Here is a 16,850-nt window from a genome sequence, read left to right as displayed (position 1 = left end):
GCGGGGGCGGGTGTCGCTCTTGTTGTACTCGTTGGCACAAGTTAACCCTATGCAAGATAAACAACTCTCTACCGAGGAACTGATCGCCCAGGACGTGGGCGCTCGCCTGCCGCTGGGCCCGCTGGGCTGGATCATCACCGCCCTGGCGCTGGCCTGGTCGCTGTTCCAGCTCTGGATCGCCTCGCCACTCCCCTTCATGGTGGGGTTTGGCGTACTCAATGACACCGAAACCCGCTCAATTCACCTCACCTTTGCCCTATTGCTGGCGTTTCTGGTGTTCCCGGCATTTCGCTCCTCGCCGCGAGATCGGGTCCCCCTCGGCGATATCGCTCTCGGTCTGATTGCTGCTGGCGCCGCGTCTTACCTGTTCGTGATGTATGAAGCACTGGCGCTGCGTCCCGGCACCCTCACCACCGCCGATCTGGTGACCGCCTGCATCGGCATTCCGCTGCTGCTGGAAGCGGCGCGCCGCGCGCTGGGGCCGGCACTGGCGGTCATCGCCATCGTCTTTCTGGTCTACAGTCTGGCGGGCCCCTGGATGCCGGGACTGCTGGCACACCGCGGAGTAAGCTATACCGCGCTGGCCAACCACCAGTGGATCACCACCGAAGGGGTATTCGGCATCGCCCTTGGCGTCTCTACCAGCTTCGTGTTCCTGTTCGTGCTGTTTGGCGCCCTGCTGGAGCGGGCCGGTGCCGGTCACTACTTTATCCAGCTCGCCTTCAGCCTGCTCGGTCACCTGCGCGGCGGCCCGGCCAAGGCGGCAGTGGTCGCCTCCGGCCTCACCGGTCTGATTTCCGGCTCGTCGATTGCCAACGTGGTGACCACCGGCACCTTCACCATCCCGATGATGAAGAAGGTGGGCTTCAGTTCAGAGAAGGCGGGGGCGGTGGAAGTGGCCTCCTCGGTCAACGGCCAGATCATGCCACCTGTGATGGGGGCCGCCGCCTTCCTGATGGTAGAGTATGTGGGCATCCCCTATGTGGAGATCATCAAGCACGCCTTCCTGCCTGCCGCCATCTCCTACATAGCGCTGCTCTACATCGTCCATCTGGAGGCGCTGAAACTGGGCATGCAGCCCATCGGCAACCATCAGCCCAAACCCTGGCTGCGCCGCCTGACCGGCTTCGCCTTTGGCGCGGCCCTCATCAGCGGCCTGTCGCTGGCGGTCTACTATGGTCTCGGCTGGCTCAAACCTGCGCTGGGTGACTACGCCCTGCCGGGGATCTCGGTACTGCTGGCTGCCACCTATGTGGCCCTGTTGAAGATCGCCGCCAGCAATGAACCGCTGCCTGCCGAAGATCCCGACAAGCCGCTCACCGAGCTGCCCAACACCCGCGCCGTGCTGCTCTCCGGCCTGCACTTCCTGCTGCCGGTGGTGGTACTGGTGTGGTGCCTGATGGTGGAACGCCTCTCGCCGGGGCTGTCGGCCTTCTGGGGTACCGTGATGCTGGTGATCATCCTGCTGACCCAGCGCCCGCTGCTCAACTGGCTACGAAAGGACGGTAAGCACGACTACGGCACCGTCGTGGACGGCGTGGTGGATCTGCGGGAAGGGCTGGTCGCCGGTGCCCGCAACATGATCGGTATCGGCATTGCCACCGCCACCGCGGGGATTATCGTGGGTGCGGTCTCCCAGACCGGGGTTGGTCTGGTGCTGGCGGATCTGGTGGAGTTCCTCTCCATGGGCAACCTGCTGCTGATGCTGCTGCTCACCGCCCTGTTGAGCCTGATCCTCGGCATGGGGCTGCCGACCACTGCCAACTACATAGTGGTGTCCAGCCTGCTGGCGCCGGTGGTAGTGACGCTGGGGCAGCAGAACGGGCTGATCGTGCCGCTTATCGCGGTGCACCTGTTCGTCTTCTACTTCGGCATCATGGCGGATGTGACGCCGCCGGTAGGGCTGGCCTCCTTCGCGGCAGCCGCTGTCTCCAAGGGCGATCCCATCAAGACCGGGATCACGGCGTTTTACTACAGCCTGCGTACCGCGGCGCTGCCGTTCCTGTTTATCTTCAACACCGACCTGCTGTTGATCGACGTGGACTTCGCCCACGGGGTGCTGATTTTCATCGTGGCGACCATCGCCATGCTGATCTTCGCCGCCGCCACTCAGGGCTGGTTCCTGGTGAAGAGCCGCTGGTACGAGAGCGTGCTGCTGTTGCTGGTCGCCTTTACCCTGTTCCGCCCGGGTTTCTGGATGGACATGGTGCACGACCCCTATCGCGAGACCCCGCCTGCCCAGCTGGCCCAAACCATGGGTGAAGTGGAAGCGGAGAGCACCCTGCGGCTGCGGATCCTCGGTGAAGATGCGGTGGGCAAACCGCGCAAGTTCACCCTGCTGGTCGCCGTACCGGATGGCGCGGATGGCGAGGAGCGGCTGGCCAATCTGGGGCTGAGCCTCTATGAGCAGGATGGCAAGACGCTGATCGACAACGTCGCCTTTGGCAGCCCGGCCGCCACCATGGGACTGGAGTTCGATCAGGAGATCCTCACCGTCAAGGCGCCGACCGAACGCTGGACCAAGGAGTGGATGTGGATCCCGGGCTTCCTGCTGTTCGGGGTGATCGTCTGGCTGCAGCGTCGCCGCAGCATCAAGGCCGGTTAATCCATCGGGCAGATGAGACAGAGGGCCGCTATTGCGGCCCTCTTTTTATTGCCTTGCCCTCTGCGGCTCTTGCGATGGGCGATGGTCATGGAAAAGGGTAAACGATGGCGAGCAGCCAAAAAAAGTGGGGTGACATGTCCATGTCACCCCCTCGCAAATAGCATGTTCCATATTGGAGTCCGGCCACGCCGGGTCTCTGTTTCACTTTCCGATAGTTCGCGACCCATCTGAAGTGAGCGCCAATTGCAGCGAAGCAACTGACCAGCAACCCGTAACAACCCTCGTCCACACGGCAGACAAGCCGCCGTGTTTGTCCTTGCAACTGAAATATTACGCATAAAAACAAAATAAAAAACGTTTTTATGCCCATTCCATTCACATGCAAGTACAAAAAACAGCCTTATCATCACCACTAAATTGTTATAAAACAGCCAGATAGATCCAAGCATGGTTATTCACCCGCAAGGGTCGTCTGCAATGGCTTACAAGGCTTTGCGAGATCTCGCACAAAAAATGGCCGCCTCACAGCCAGCGGCGCAGTGGCAACCAGTCGCTCAGGCGGGATATCAGTCGCCTTGACCACCCCTCGGGTTTGCGCGGCAATCCACCGGCCTGCTCCTGCCAGCGAGCCAGCCACGTTCGCAGCGCCTCGCAGATCGGCGGGCAGTGCAGATGCAACATCAGTTCGGTATTGAGAAACAGCGAGCGGGGATCGAGGTTGAGGCTGCCAAACAGCGCCCGATCCTGCCCCAGCAGGATCAGCTTGGCGTGCAGGCTGCCGTGGCCATGATCAAACTCGGCAACCCGGATCCCGCGGCGCTGCAACCAGCCTAGATAGCGCTGATAGGCGCCATAGACCAGCGGCACATCGGTGCTGGCCAGCGAGTTGGTGAGAATGTCGATGGCAACCCCCTGCTGGCGCAGGCGCGCCAGACGGTGCCGAAACCCGCGGGTCAGGATGAGGTAAGGGGTCACCAACCCCAGCGAGCCGGGATTGTCAGCCAGCTGGCGCCACAACTGACGGGCGGTGGTGGGGCGGGAGATCAGCCCCTTGCCGGGACGGTCGAACCACACCTCGGCCCGCCCCTCGTGCCATTGCAGCAGCACATCGCTCTCGTCAAACAGCGCCGCAGGCAGATCGTAGACCGTTGCCACCGCCGGATCCGTCATGGTGAACAGGAAGTCATTGACCACCTCTATTTCGGCGGGCAGCAACTCGCGGCGTAGCAGATGGCGGATGGGGTGGCTCCAGCGGCTGTGCCAGAATTGCTCGAACCCCTGCACCATCTGCTGGCACAGCCCCCCCTGACAGGCGAGATCGAGATCCACGAAGGGGGCCTGCAGATCCATCCCGAAGTAGCGATCGCCGATGTTGCGCCCGCCGATCAGCGCCAGCTTGCCATCCACCAGCAGCAGCTTGTTGTGCATCCGGTGGTTGATGCGGCGAAAGCTGAGCAGCCCCTCCAGCAACAGTGCCAGCGGGCGCCAGCCCCGCTGCCAGAAGGGGTTGAACAACCGCACCTCGATCCCCGGATAGTGAGCCACCATCTCCAGAAAGCGGTTGTCACCGGCATAGAGATCATCCACCAGCAGCTGCACCTTGACGCCACGCCGGGCGGCGTGGAGCAGCTCGCTCAGCAGCAGCTTGCCGCAGCTGTCCTCCTCCCAGCTGTAGTACTGCGCCTGGATCCGCTCGCGGGCATGGCGGATCCAGTGGCAACGCACCTTGAGTGCCAGCCGGGGATCGTCGATCAGGGCAAAGGATCCGGGGATCATGGTGTCATCCTGCTGTCATGGCCGGGTGTCATAACGCTGGCGAGCCTCTTCACATATTCAAAAGGAGTTGCTGATGGAACTGCATGATACCCCGATGTTGCGCTATCTGGGCCAGCTCAGCCAGCCAGATCTCATCCCGGCCACCGGCCCCGCCCACTGGTTTTTGCAACACAGGGACGGTGGCTGGCAATTGCCGACCGTGCAGGCGACCCTGCCGGTCAACCGGCTCAGGGCTGAGCCGCTTCGATAGCGGCAGCCTTGCCCTCGATCTGGGGCAGGCTGAAACGATAGGCCACGTAGTACTTGTAGATGGTGCCGACATAGTTGATCGGCCCCTGCCCAACTTCGTTGGCCACCAGCTGATCCACGTTGCCGAACCAGACGTTGGGATCGAGCCCCAGCTTCTCTGCCTTGCCCCGCAGCGCCTGCACCCGGTTAGGCCCCGCGTTGTAGGCAGCGAGGGCAAACAGGTGGCGGTTGAGCCGATCCAGCTCGGGATCATTGAAGTAGGTATCGAGGATCAACCGCATGTAGCGGCAGGCCGCTTCCACATTGCCCTCAAGGGTGGTCAGTCTGGCGCCGTTGATGCCGACCTCCCGCCCCGTACTGGGCAGCAGTTGCATGATGCCCACGGCCCCCTTGTGCGAACGAACCTTGGGATTGAGGCCGGACTCCTTGTAGCCGAGCGCCGCCAGCATCAGCCAGTCGAGATCGTATTGATTGGCGTACTTCTCCAGCACCTTGCGAATGGTCGCCAGTCGCCCCATGGGGTCCGGCGCCAGGATATTGCTCATCTGATCGCTGTGAACCAGCAACCGGCGCAGGGTCATGTCGCTGTAGAGGCTGTTGCGGCTGACGCTCGCCAGATAGCCGTTGACCGCCTTGAGCAGCTCGGGGCTGTTCTTGCGTAGCGCCCAGGCGCTGGTGCCGTTGCTGCGCAGGGGGATCAGCTTGTGAGCCTTGAGGCCGGAGATCATCCCCCCCAGCCAGATCCGCCCCTTGTAGCTGTCGGTCACCGTCAGGGGAATAATGCCGGCAGCCACCATCTCCAGCAGATCGCCATCCTGCAGGTATTCGGGCACCGTTTCGATATAGACGGGGGGCAGCCCCAGCTCACGAAACAGCCAGTTGAGCTGACGCAGACTCTCGTAGTAGCTGGAGCTGGCACGCACCCAGACCCGCCTGCCTGAGAGCTGGGTAATGCGGCTGAAGGCGGGCAGGCTGTTCTGGCTTACCACCCACTCCTCGATGGAAGAGATGAGCGGCCGGGAGAAGGCCACCTGTTCACGCCGGGTCGGGGTCACCGTCATGGTCGCCGCCACCAGATCGCCGCGCCCCTCGGCCAGATAGTCCAGCAGCTTGTCCTGGCGCACCGGGATGTAGACCACCTTGAGCTTGACCTTCTCCTTGGCGAGATAGGTCTTGTTCAGCCAGCGCTCGAACCCTTGCAGCTGGTTGACCAGAATGCCGTATTGGGAGCCGCGATCGAGAAAATAGAAGCCGCGCTCATAGACCACCAGAGCCCTGAGTTCGCGTTTTTGCAGAATGCTTTCGAGGTCCCCGGGTTGGGGCAGACGCAGTGGCTTGAGTTCAGCCGCCAGCAGGGGGAAACAGCAGAGGGCCAGCAGAGCCCAGATCCAGCGTCGCATCACGATGGCTGCCCCTGCGCTGACGTCACGCCTGCTGCTTGTTGGCAGCAAGGATCACGATAGAAGGTGGGATTGGGGGCAGAGATCCATCGCTGCGTCATGATGTTTGCGCCTTCTGTTGGCCGACTCGCGCCGGGCAAAAACGTCTGTGGGGTAGAGTAACTATAGAACGCCGACCCACAGCAGAAGGGTCAACACGGCAGGCAAACCTGCCGCGTTATCAGACCACTCAGATAGAGCGGGCCCGCATTTCGAAAATCAGTTTTTCGGCGGTGCAGGTGAATTGCAGGCGGGCTTTCAGGATCACGCCGTTGGCGCCTTGGGTCAGTTCGCTGCTCACTTGAGCTTCGGCAGTGACCTGCTTGGCCAGTGCTTCATAGGCAGCCAGCTTGGCGCGGGCATCAGCCTCGGCCGCGGCTTCAATAACCAGATCCATCACATCGTCGCCTTCGCCGATGATGGTGCCGATCTCGGCAAAACAGCCGCAGCTGTCACAGGTTTCGTTCAGTTCAACTTTCTCGTCTACAGACATTTTCTACTCCTACTGCTTATTTCGGATGATTTGCGTCGTCACGCATCGCCTTGCGAAAATCTTTGATGGCGGTACCCAGATCCTCACCTGCACCGGCAAGACGCTTGCTGCCGAAGACCAGCACAACGACCAGCAAGAGGATCAGCATATGCCAGATATGAATTCCACCGAGTCCCATAGGGATACTCCCTCACAAAGAGATATCTGTTACTTGTATCAAAATAGAGCGCAGGGATTGTTGGGCAAAATCAAGGCAGGTGCAAGTGAGCAAATAAATCATAGCCAAAAAATAGGGCGACCCTGAGGTCGCCATATTGATTGTGCTACATGTCCCCTCAACCGCTACATCCTGTACCAGTGGTTCATGCGAACCTGAGACCATTCGAGGATAAGATCGCCAAGATATGAAAACAAATGGTATAAATTCATCTTAGAATTGAAGAGGATTCATATCATGCTGCTGGAACAACTGGGTCGCATCGACCTCAATCTGCTGATTATCCTGCAGGTACTGCTGGAGGAGCGCAACGGCAGCAAGGCGGCACGCCGCCTTCATCTGAGCCAGTCTGCGGTCAGCAAGGCCCTCGGCCGCCTGCGCGACACTTTCAACGATCCCCTCTTCATCCGCTCCGCCTATGGGCTGGAACCCACCGGCCGCGCCCTTGCGCTGCAACAGCAGTTGCAACCCATCCTGCTGTCGCTGGATAACCTGATCCAGCCGCCCGAGTTCGACCCCGCCAGCTCGGAGCGAGAGTTTGTCATCGCCAGCATGGACAGCGCCTTTACCCTGTTTGCCCCGCTCTACCTGAGCGAGCTGAAGCGGCAGGCACCACGGATCCGCCTGCGCTACGAGGAGTGGACCGAGAACAGTCTGACCGAGATGAGTCAGGGCCAGGTGGACATCGCCTTCGCGGTGCGGGAGAACTGCATCAGCTCCGATTACCGGCTCGACACCCTGCCCGACAGCATCTGTCAGCGAGTGCTGGCGGTCGATGATCTCACCTGTCTGGTGCAGCAGCACCACCCCGCGCTGCGGGAGCCCAACTGGAATCTGGATCACTACCTCAGCTACCCCCATGTGCAGACTTACTGCGAGGGGCGGGACCGCTGGATGCTGGATCACAAGCTGGCTGAGCAGGATCTCTATCGACGTATCGAGGCGACCGTGCCCTCCTTCGAGGCGGCGCTGCGGATGGGGATGCACTCCGACATGATAGTGACGCTCTCCAAGCTCTACGCCCGCCACGCCACCCAGGTCTATCCGCTGTTGCAGCTGCCGCTGCCCATCGGGCTGGACAGCATCTCCCACCTGCTGATCTGGCATCAGCGTCACAGCGAAGACCCGGGCCACCGCTGGCTGCGGGAGCTGCTGCTCTCCCTCATCATGAGCAAACTGGAACCCGCAGCGACCACACACGGGTGACGGCACACCTTCTTGGCGGCACAAAAAACGGGGCTCTGCATAGCCCCGTTTCATTTATTTCGGCATGTAAACCGGTCAGCCCTGACCGGTCACCGCCAGATAGTGATGTACGCCGTCCAGCAGCATCTGGACCGAGATCATCACCAGCAGCATGCCCATCAACCGCTCCACCGCAGTGAGTCCCCGCTCACCCAGCAGCTTGTTGAATACCTCGTAGAACATCAGGATCACCGCGCTGGCGGCCCAGGCCATGAAGAGCGCCAGCGACCAGTCCACCATCCGAGCGGGCTCCTGATTGGCCAGCAGCATCAAAGAGGCGAGGATCGACGGACCGGCAATCATCGGGATCGCCATCGGCACCAGGAAGGGCTCCTCGCCCGCCGCCAGTCCGGTCACCCCCCCTTCACTCGGGAAGATCATCTTGATGGCGATCAGGAACAGGATGATGCCCCCCGCAATACTGACAGCCTCCTGCCGCAGATTGAGGAAGCCGAGGATCTGCTGACCGACAAACAGGAACAGCATCATGATGGCCAGCGAGAAGAGCAGCTCGCGGATCATCACCTTGCGGCGTCGCTTGGGATCGATATGACGCAGGATAGAGAGGAAGACCGGCAGGTTGCCCAGCGGGTCCATGATCAGAAACAGCATGACTGCGGCAGAAAAAGTATCCATACAACGCCCTGGTTACGCCCTGAATAGGGAAAAGAGAGGGGGCGAAATATAGCAAAGGGCGAAGAATTGAGCGAGCGCCAGATGCGCTCGCTGCGGGGTTAACCGTGGTTGCAGATCTTGTCGGCGTGGGTCTGGAAGCCCTCTGCCGAGTCGATAAATTTGCCGCGAGCGGCCAGGAAGTCGATCAGCGCTTCTGCATCCATCTCGCTGGCGCTGCAGGTATGAAAACGGGCCTCGGCACCGAACCGCTCCGCCATCGCCTGTTTCAGGCTGGCACGGGTAAATTGTCCCCCTTGTGCCAGCATCATCTCCATCACTTCGTGACCATGAACCGATTGCGACATCTCTCACCTCAATAATGAACATATTTAATGCCAATTAAATATCGCCCCGCCCGGAGGGATCTTGATATAGGCCAATAAATTGCGCATTACCTGGCCAGGGGAGTGGTCACCGCCGCCGCTTTGTCGATAATGTGGCAACCCGCGTCAGGGATCGCTACACTGGCGCCCCTTTTTGGCCATCGCAGACAATGTATAAGGATATTGGCGTCATGCTGTTCCATGGAGAGGCTCTCAAGCCCTGGCAGATCTGGACCCGCCGCCCCCTCTGGCTCAAGACCCTGATCGGCATGCTGACAGGGATTGGTCTGGGCGTCGGTTTTGAACAGCAAGCCCTGCTGCTCAAGCCCCTTGGCGTCTTGTTCGTCAACACCATCCAGATGCTGATGGTGCCCCTCATTTTCTGCTCGGTCATCGCCGGTCTCACCTCGCTGCTCAAGGGAAAGGCCCTCGATCGCATTGGCAGCAAGGCGATCTGCCTCTACTTCTGCTCGACCGCCATCGCCATCTGCATCGGCCTGATGATGGGCTGGCTGCTGGAACCCGGCATGGGCGCCGACATGGGCCCCTATGAGCGGATCGGCATGTCGGAACCGCCCACCATGGCCAGCGTACTGAGCCATCTGGTGCCGAGCAACCCGGTGCAGGCGATGGTGGATGGCAAGATCCTGCAAGTGATCGTCTTTGCGGTCGCGCTGGCGGTGGCCCTCAACGCCAGCGGTCGCCGTGGTCGTCCCGCCATCCTCTTCTTCACCTCGCTGGCCGAGGGGATGTTCAAGCTGACCCAGATGGTGATGGCGCTCGCCCCTTACGGTGTCTGCGCCCTGATGGCCTGGATGACCGGCAAGTACGGCCTCGACCTGCTGCTGCCGCTGCTGAAGGTGATCGGCGCCGTCTACCTCGGCTGCCTGCTGCATGTACTCGGGGTCTACAGCACCCTGCTGCTCCTGCTGGCACGGCTCAATCCGTTGCACTACTTCAAAAGCATCGTCGATGCCCAAGCGGTGGCCTTCACCAGCAGCTCCAGCAGCTCTACCCTGCCCATCAGTCTGGCCTGCGCCGAGAAGCGGCTGGGAGTCTCACCCGCCATCACCGCCAAGGTGCTGCCCATCGGTGCCACCATCAACATGGATGGCACGGCTCTCTATCAGGGGGTCACCGCGCTGTTTGTGGCTCAGGCATTCGGGGTGGATCTGCACATGGTCGATTACCTGACCATCATCAGCATCGCCACCCTGGCCAGTATCGGCACCGCGGGTACCCCGGGCACCGGGCTCATGCTGCTGACCCTGACACTGACTGCGGTGGGCTTGCCGCTGGAAGGTGTGGCACTGATTGCTGGCATTGACCGGATCCTCGACATGGCGCGCACCACGGTCAATGTATCTGGGGATATTCTGGTGTCGGTGCTGATCGCCCGCAGCGAAAACGAGCTGGACCTGGCGATCTATCACGATGCCAGCGCGGGGGAAGATATCGAGTTCCCGCCGCGCTAGCGGAGAAAGATCAGCTGTCGTGGGGATCGTGATGACAGCGCCAACAGACGTCAAAGTTGGCGCCGTTCTCCTCCCCGCACTGGCCGCACAGCCAGCCGTTACCCTGACGCTGCTGGTAACGCTCGATGACCCGCCCCGCCCTGCTGCGATCCTCGGCCCGCACCATCAGGGTCACCTGCAGCATGTCGACCGGCAGTTCGCCAAGGGCGCCAGACAGCCCCTCGCCATTGAGCCGCACCAGCACCCCTTCTGCCTCAAGCGCCCCTTTCAGGGCGTGTGCCTCCAGGGTATGAGAGGCGCGATAGAGATTGATCCAGTTATCCATAGCTCCCCCTTACAACAGCTTGTCGATGCCAAACTCGGCGCCGTTCTCAATCATGAAATCGATGAATGCCCGCAACTTGCGCGGCATCAGCCGCCGCTCCGGAAACAGCAGGTAGATGGGTACCCTGGGTTGCTGCCACTCTGGCAGCAGGATCACCAGCTCGCCGCTGGCCAGCTCATCCTGACAGAGCATAGCGGGTAACGAGGCCAACCCCAGCCCCGCCTTCGCCGCCTCCCGGGCACAGGTAATATTATTGACCCGAAAACGGGATGGGGGGTCAACCAGCACCTCTCTGCCATCCAACTCGAAGCACCAATGGGAGGCGAGAAACCCGCTGCTCACCGTCACCCGCTCGTGATTGACCAGATCCTCCGGCCGCGCGATGGCCGGGCTGCGGGCCAGATAGTCCGGGCTGGCACAGAGCAGCCGCCCGGTGCTCCAGAGCCGGCGCGCCGCCAGATTGGAGTCGCTCATGTCACCAATTCGCACCACCGCATCCAGCCCTTCGCTGATGGGATCCACCACCCGATTGGTCAGCTCCAGCTCCACCTGCAGGGCAGGATAGGCCTGCAAAAACTTGGCGACCAGCCGTCCGACCACCAGTTGCCCCGTCTCGATGGGCACCGCCAGTTTGAGGATGCCGGTCACCTCCTGCTGGCTGGCGCTCAGCATCAGCTCGGCTTCGGTCAGGGCATCGACCGCCTTGCTGCAGTGCAGGTAGTACTTCTCCCCCTCCTCGGTCAAAGTGAGCTGACGGGTGGAGCGATAGAGCAGGCGCACCCCGAGCCGCTGTTCCAGCTCGGCGATACGGCGGCTGACCATCGCCTTGGTCATCCCCAGCTCGCGGGCGGCTCCCGTAAACGAGCCTTTGTCGACGATACGCACCAGAATTAACGCGGCATTGAGATCCATTGTTGCACCAGTGAAACTGTATATCTCGTGAACCAATACTAATCGAAACAGTTGACCAGTGTTAGCCTGCGCCCCTTAAGTTCAGGAATCACAAAAATGAGTCAACACAAGAAAATCCCCCTGCTGGCAGCCATGATATTGGCGCTGCTCGGTCTGCTGTTCGCCGGTTACTGGTATCTTCACGGCCGCTATTTTGAAAGCACCGACAACGCCTACCTGCAGAGTGAAGTGACCGGGATCAGCTCCAAGCTGCCCGGCTATATCAGCGAAGTGCTGGTCACCGACAACCAGCCGGTCAAAGCGGGCCAGCTGATCGCCCGGCTCGATGACCGTGAATACAAGACCAAAGTGGCCGAGGCTGAGGCCGACCTGCATCTCAATCAGGCGACGGCCGAAAATCTCGCTGCCACCCGCACCCAACAACTGAGCCTGATCCAGCAGGCCGAGGCCAAGGTCGCCTCCGCCAATGCCGAGCAGCTGCGCGCCAGCCAGCAGGTCAACCGCATCAGTCAGCTCAACCAGCGCAACTACAGCTCGCAAGACAGTCTGGACGAGGTGCGTGCCGGTCTGCAGGTCAATCAGGCGCAAGCCCAAGAGGCCAAAGCCGCGCTGCAGGCAGCCCGTGAGCGACTGCTGGTGCTGGATGCCGAGCGCAAACAAAACCTGGCCAAGCTGGCATTGAGCGAAGCACAACTGGAGCAGGCCAAGCTGGAGCTCGGCTACACCGAGCTGCGGGCACCAGCCGATGGCATCATCGGCAAGCGCAGCCTGCGGGAGGGGCTCTACGTCCAGTCCGGCATGCAGGTCGCCAGTCTGGTGCCGCTGCAACAGGTGTGGGTCGAGGCCAACTTCAAGGAGACCCAGCTCGCCCATATGCAGCCCGGCCAGAAGGTCGAAGTGGTGCTTGATGCCTATCCGGATCAGCCAGTCGAGGGGGTCATCGATAGTCTGGCGCCAGCCACCGGTGCCAAGTTCGCCCTGCTGCCACCGGAGAACGCCACCGGCAACTTCACCAAGATTGTGCAGCGGGTACCGGTCAAAATCCGTATCCCCGAGCCGGGTCAGCTCGCCGGCAAGCTGCTGCCGGGCCTATCCAGCGAAGTGACGGTAGATACCCGTACTCCTGATGCCATGACGGCCGCCAACTGATGGAACCCATTCCACGTCGCCACTGGATCGCGGTCATCGGCGGCCTTATCGGCGCCTTCATGGCCATCCTCGATATCCAGATCACCAACGCCTCCCTGAAGGACATTCAGGGGGCGCTCTCTGCCACCCTGAGCGAAAGCTCCTGGATCTCCACCTCCTATCTGGTGGCGGAGATGATCGCCATCCCTCTTAGTGGCTGGCTGAGCCGGGGGCTGAGCGTGCGCCGTTACCTGCTGTGGACCACGGGCGCCTTTATCGTCTCCTCCGTGCTCTGCTCCTTCAGCTGGAACCTCACCAGCATGATCGTCTTCCGGGCGATGCAGGGCTTCACCGGCGGGGCACTTATCCCGATGGCCTTCTCCCTCATCGTTACCCTGCTGCCGCTGCAGAAGCGGGCTACCGGCATGGCGCTGTTCGGTCTCTGTGCCACCTTCGCCCCGGCCATCGGCCCAACCCTCGGCGGCTGGCTCACCGAGCAGATGTCGTGGCACTACATCTTCTATCTCAACGTCCCGCCGGGAATGCTGGTGATGGCCATGCTGGCGCATGGGCTGGACAAGAAGGCGGTGGACTGGGAGGTGATCAAGCGGGTCGACCTTATCGGCATCGTCACCATGGCGCTCGGTCTGGGCGTGCTGGAGGTGGTACTGGAGGAGGGTAACCGGGAGGACTGGTTCGGCTCAACCTTCATCGTGCGCCTGACCATCATCTCGGTCGTCTCGCTGGTCTTCTTCGTCATCAGCCAGCTGCTGCGCCGCCACCCGCTGGTCAACCTGCGGCTGCTGCACAACCCGCGGTTTGCCCTCGCCTGTTTTGCCTACCTGATCCTCGGGATGGCCTTGATGGGCTCTATCTATGTGCTGCCGCTCTACATGACCCAGATCCACAACTACAACGCGCTGGAGATTGGCGAAGTGCTGATGTGGATGGGGCTGCCCCAGCTGCTGGTGCTGCCGCTGGTGCCCAAACTGACCCACAAGGTCGATCCGCGCTATCTGGTGAGCTTCGGCTTTCTCATCTTCGCCGTCAGCTGCTTTATGAACGTCAACATGAGTGCCGACTATGCCGGGCCGCAGCTCATTCAGTCGCTCATCGTGCGGGCGCTGGGGCAGCCCTTCATCATGGTGCCTCTCTCCCTGGTCGCCACCGCCAGTCTGAGTCATGATGAGGTGCCATCCTCCTCCACCCTGCTCAACGTGCTGCGCAACTTGGGTGGTGCCTTTGGTATCGCCATCATCGCGACCATGCTCGACAACGACACCCGCACCCATATGCTCCAGATCGGCAGTACCCTGCCCGCCAGCAGTATCGAGGGACAAACCTATCTGCTGCAGCTGGCCCATAGCATGATGGCGCAGGGTTCTGGCCCCGAGTTGGCCGAGCAGCAGGCCCGCGCCATGCTCTCCAATACAATCAACCGGGAAGCTGCCATCATGGCCTACAACCAGGTCTTCTACATCATGGGGATCTTCCTGCTGGTCGCCAGCGGTCTGATGCTGCTGCTCAAATCCCCCGCTCCGCGGGCAGCGGATGCCGAGCCGCTAGAGGCGTGAAAAACCGCAGGGCATAAAACGAAAAACGGGCAAGCGCCCGTTTTTCGTTATCTGTTACCTGTTACCTGTACTCGACTACGCCCTGTTAAGGTGTGAGCAATGCAATACCTAAGTCGCCACATACCACCTTAATCACTTAAACCCACGCATAGTAAAAGTGCCACACGCAGCGCACCACTCTTAAACAGTTTGTTAGGCATTTTCTTCTAACTTTTTAATCTCATCGTTTAGTTGAGATAAAAGAGCATCAACATCATCGCGGGTTAGATTATCTTCTATGTGTTTAGATAGCCATGGATCTGTGTTTATATTGATTGCAATTTCTATTGAACCGTCAGGCATTTGCTCTTTTTCAACACTTTCGAGAACAAAACCATCGAAGTTCCAAGCATCAAAAACACGATCAACATTGCGTTCAATCTGCTTTTCTCGCGTTAAGTCCATAGTTAAGTATTCGACCAGAGACTTGTGAAACTCGGACTTTTTCCATGCTTCCTTTACTGATTCGCCAACTGTGACCGCAAGTAAACCTAAGGCTGCAGTGGTTACCAAGCCAGTAATGGTGATGCTACCGCGCTCAATTTTTTCGATGTAGTAAGCATCGATGTGATTCAGCTTACCTTTGAGCTTGTCACGAATTGATTGTTTTTCAGAAGGACTTAAGTCACTTTGGTTCACCAATACCATAACTTCTTGATATTGAATTTCTCGTACAACCGACGAAAATTTTTTAAGGATTGAACGAAATGTACGGTCAGATACAATATCTAACGTAGGGTGATAAATTTTGAAATATATATCTTTCATGATATTTGGGGCTAGAGTCTAGGCTTATGCCGTTAGTAACACAATTTTAGCGAAAGTATGAATATATCAGGGACCGACGACCTAAACCGCTGAGCCACCTACATTTTTACTTATTCCCTTTCGAAAAGTCAATTTTTAGAAAATGCCTAACATGGCGTTATCCCGCCAACGATCCTGCAATCAGGAATTGTGCCGCGAAGTAGCTGCTCATGACCCAGGCCCGGGCGTGGGGAAAGGGGCGGCGGAAGCGATCGAGCGCCAGCATGCTGTCGGAGAAGAGGAACATCAGCGCCCCCACCAGAGCGGCGGCAGAACCGGCGGTGAGAGAGGCGTGCCAGGCACCGGCGGCCACCCAGGCCATGCCGATGATCACCAACATGTAGCAGAAGACCGGGATCCGCATCTCCCCCAGCTTGCCCCACAGCAGACCAAAGACCATGCCGGCGATCAGCAACAGCAGTAAACCATCCAACAGATTGAGCACCAGTGGCCCTTGGGCAAACCCGACGATGTAGCAGAGGTGCGCGACAAGAAATGCCGCCAAGCCCTGAATGAAGCGATCAGTGGGTAGCATCAGCAACACATCCCCCGCCAGCGAGAGACAGAGACCGAGCAGGATCCAGGCGTGAGAACCATCGTGGTCATAACTCTGGTAGCCGAACGCCAACGCAATGATAAGCAACATGGTCAGTGGCTTGCTGATATAGAACTGGCGGCTGTCTGAACCGTAGGCAGCACGGATGTGCCACCAACCTGAAGCGATGATCAAGAAACTCAATAACATGCCCTGCTCCTCACCTGTTGCTCGCAGTCATACGGCAACCGTTTTTATCATGGTGCAGGGTAACAAATTCCCTCCCCCAGTGGCAGGGGTGCTTATCAAATGGACAGACTAAGCCTAAAGTCTAATTGCCGCCCCGAGTGGTTCAGGGCATAAGAGACGGGTCTGGAGGATCACCATGGAAGAAGCTATGAAAAACTATCTGCCCGCCATCGACATCATGATGTGCCATCTGGGGATCAGCTTTGAGCAGGCCTGCGAACAGCTGGGTCTCAGCCAGCAGGAGCAACAGGCACTGGATCAGTTGCAGCAACAGCAGAGCCAAGCCAACTAGCCCTCCTGTTATTGGATAACATGATGCGCCATCCGGGGATCAGCTTTGAGCAGGCCTGCGAACAGCTCGGTCTCAGCCAGCAGGAGCAACAGGCACTGGATCAGTTGCAGCAACAACAGAGCCAAGCCAACTAGCTTGAGTTGAATCATAAAAGAGAAGACCGCCAGCTGGCGGTCTTCTCTTTTAGTCTGTTTGACACCGGCAAGGCATCATGCAATGCCTGCCAGCAGGCGGCTCCAGTTGCGTTTGCCTGCAATGAAGCCATCCCGCAGGGCACGGTACTCCAGTTGCAGCTTGAGGCGGTCATAGCGCGCCAGCGCCTTGCGCTTGCGCAGCTCCAGCAGCCGTTTGCGACTGGCGTAGTAGTGTTGCAGCTGCTGGCTTAGCTTGTCGTACTCCTCCTGCAGCAGCGCCTCATGTACAGGATCTTTAGCTACAACCAATTGAAATAGATAGAAAAAAGGCTTCGTTTGTGATCTGATTTAATCGCAA

The 16,850-nt window shown here is 59.6% G+C and carries 17 protein-coding genes and 1 pseudogene; 7 read left to right on the top strand and 11 right to left on the bottom strand.

Annotated features, from left to right (window positions below):
• Positions 1–49 precede the first annotated feature (49 nt).
• Positions 50–2,605 carry a TRAP transporter permease gene (locus OKC40_RS10425; RefSeq protein ID WP_270795093.1) on the top strand — a complete coding sequence of 852 codons (2,556 nt, stop codon included), beginning with the start codon at positions 50–52 and terminating at the stop codon, positions 2,603–2,605.
• A 522-nt stretch (positions 2,606–3,127) separates the two neighbouring features.
• Here OKC40_RS10425 and OKC40_RS10420 read toward each other — a convergent pair.
• Positions 3,128–4,381: a phospholipase D-like domain-containing protein gene (locus OKC40_RS10420; RefSeq protein WP_270795091.1), complete on the bottom strand. Its 1,254-nt coding sequence runs from the start codon at positions 4,379–4,381 to the stop codon at positions 3,128–3,130.
• 73 nt (positions 4,382–4,454) lie between these two features.
• Between OKC40_RS10420 and OKC40_RS10415 the strand changes: the two genes are divergently transcribed.
• The gene (locus OKC40_RS10415; RefSeq protein ID WP_005339947.1) at positions 4,455–4,631 is read left to right on the top strand and encodes a hypothetical protein; all 177 of its coding nucleotides are present in this window, start codon (positions 4,455–4,457) and stop codon (positions 4,629–4,631) included.
• Here OKC40_RS10415 and OKC40_RS10410 read toward each other — a convergent pair.
• The 3 genes from OKC40_RS10410 to tatA all read right to left on the bottom strand — a co-directional run bounded on the left by OKC40_RS10410 (position 4,609) and on the right by tatA (position 6,740).
• A complete protein-coding gene (locus OKC40_RS10410) occupies positions 4,609–6,030 on the bottom strand; it encodes a lytic transglycosylase F (protein WP_197928498.1) in 1,422 nt (473 codons plus the stop codon). The two genes, OKC40_RS10415 and OKC40_RS10410, sit on opposite strands and share 23 nt — an antisense overlap.
• Positions 6,031–6,259: 229 nt before the next feature.
• Positions 6,260–6,562: a YfcZ/YiiS family protein gene (locus tag OKC40_RS10405; protein WP_005339945.1), complete on the bottom strand. Its 303-nt coding sequence runs from the start codon at positions 6,560–6,562 to the stop codon at positions 6,260–6,262.
• Between the two features lie 16 nt (positions 6,563–6,578).
• Positions 6,579–6,740: a twin-arginine translocase TatA/TatE family subunit gene (tatA, locus tag OKC40_RS10400; protein WP_042057064.1), complete on the bottom strand. Its 162-nt coding sequence runs from the start codon at positions 6,738–6,740 to the stop codon at positions 6,579–6,581.
• Positions 6,741–7,016: 276 nt separating this feature from the next.
• Between tatA and OKC40_RS10395 the strand changes: the two genes are divergently transcribed.
• Complete coding sequence (locus OKC40_RS10395; RefSeq protein WP_042658151.1) at positions 7,017–7,985, top strand: LysR family transcriptional regulator; 969 nt, start codon at positions 7,017–7,019, stop codon at positions 7,983–7,985.
• Positions 7,986–8,060: 75 nt separating this feature from the next.
• Here the strand turns inward: OKC40_RS10395 and OKC40_RS10390 are convergent, their stop codons facing one another.
• Together OKC40_RS10390 and OKC40_RS10385 are read right to left on the bottom strand one after the other, a co-directional pair.
• A complete protein-coding gene (locus OKC40_RS10390) occupies positions 8,061–8,660 on the bottom strand; it encodes a YhgN family NAAT transporter (protein ID WP_042057060.1) in 600 nt (199 codons plus the stop codon).
• Between the two features lie 98 nt (positions 8,661–8,758).
• Positions 8,759–9,004, bottom strand: a complete 246-nt coding sequence (locus OKC40_RS10385; RefSeq protein ID WP_042057059.1) for a YecH family metal-binding protein — start codon at positions 9,002–9,004, stop codon at positions 8,759–8,761.
• Positions 9,005–9,213: 209 nt separating this feature from the next.
• On the opposite strand from OKC40_RS10385, the gene OKC40_RS10380 reads away from it, so the two are divergent.
• Positions 9,214–10,497 (top strand): dicarboxylate/amino acid:cation symporter, encoded by a 1,284-nt coding sequence (locus OKC40_RS10380; RefSeq protein WP_042057056.1) that lies wholly within the window; start codon positions 9,214–9,216, stop codon positions 10,495–10,497.
• A gap of 10 nt (positions 10,498–10,507) precedes the next feature.
• Here the strand turns inward: OKC40_RS10380 and OKC40_RS10375 are convergent, their stop codons facing one another.
• Entirely contained in the window at positions 10,508–10,822 is a 315-nt protein-coding gene (locus tag OKC40_RS10375) for a putative signal transducing protein (RefSeq protein ID WP_042658153.1), read from the bottom strand.
• Positions 10,823–10,831: 9 nt separating this feature from the next.
• Positions 10,832–11,734 (bottom strand): LysR family transcriptional regulator, encoded by a 903-nt coding sequence (locus OKC40_RS10370; RefSeq protein WP_197928496.1) that lies wholly within the window; start codon positions 11,732–11,734, stop codon positions 10,832–10,834.
• Positions 11,735–11,830: 96 nt separating this feature from the next.
• Between OKC40_RS10370 and OKC40_RS10365 the strand changes: the two genes are divergently transcribed.
• Together OKC40_RS10365 and OKC40_RS10360 are read left to right on the top strand one after the other, a co-directional pair.
• Positions 11,831–12,883, top strand: coding sequence for an HlyD family secretion protein (locus tag OKC40_RS10365; protein ID WP_270795084.1), 1,053 nt, complete (start codon positions 11,831–11,833; stop codon positions 12,881–12,883).
• Positions 12,883–14,436, top strand: coding sequence for a DHA2 family efflux MFS transporter permease subunit (locus tag OKC40_RS10360; protein ID WP_270795083.1), 1,554 nt, complete (start codon positions 12,883–12,885; stop codon positions 14,434–14,436). Before OKC40_RS10365 ends, OKC40_RS10360 begins: the two co-directional genes overlap by 1 nt.
• A gap of 192 nt (positions 14,437–14,628) precedes the next feature.
• Here OKC40_RS10360 and OKC40_RS10355 read toward each other — a convergent pair whose 3' ends face one another.
• Positions 14,629–15,243 carry a hypothetical protein gene (locus tag OKC40_RS10355; RefSeq protein ID WP_270795081.1) on the bottom strand — a complete coding sequence of 205 codons (615 nt, stop codon included), beginning with the start codon at positions 15,241–15,243 and terminating at the stop codon, positions 14,629–14,631.
• Positions 15,244–15,400: 157 nt separating this feature from the next.
• Positions 15,401–16,027, bottom strand: coding sequence for a lysoplasmalogenase (locus tag OKC40_RS10350; protein ID WP_270795079.1), 627 nt, complete (start codon positions 16,025–16,027; stop codon positions 15,401–15,403).
• A gap of 175 nt (positions 16,028–16,202) precedes the next feature.
• On the opposite strand from OKC40_RS10350, the gene OKC40_RS10345 reads away from it, so the two are divergent.
• On the top strand, positions 16,203–16,358 hold the full coding sequence (locus tag OKC40_RS10345) for a hypothetical protein (protein ID WP_005348505.1): 156 nt from the start codon (positions 16,203–16,205) through the stop codon (positions 16,356–16,358).
• 209 nt (positions 16,359–16,567) lie between these two features.
• On the opposite strand, the pseudogene OKC40_RS10340 reads toward OKC40_RS10345, so the two are convergent.
• Positions 16,568–16,774 (bottom strand): annotated as a pseudogene (locus tag OKC40_RS10340) (acyl-CoA desaturase); the annotation flags it as partial.
• Positions 16,775–16,850: the final 76 nt, after the last annotated feature.

This window comes from Aeromonas sp. QDB11, assembly GCF_027705265.1.
Lineage (GTDB): Bacteria > Pseudomonadota > Gammaproteobacteria > Enterobacterales > Aeromonadaceae > Aeromonas > Aeromonas allosaccharophila.
This window is presented reverse-complemented; position numbering and strand designations above follow the sequence as displayed.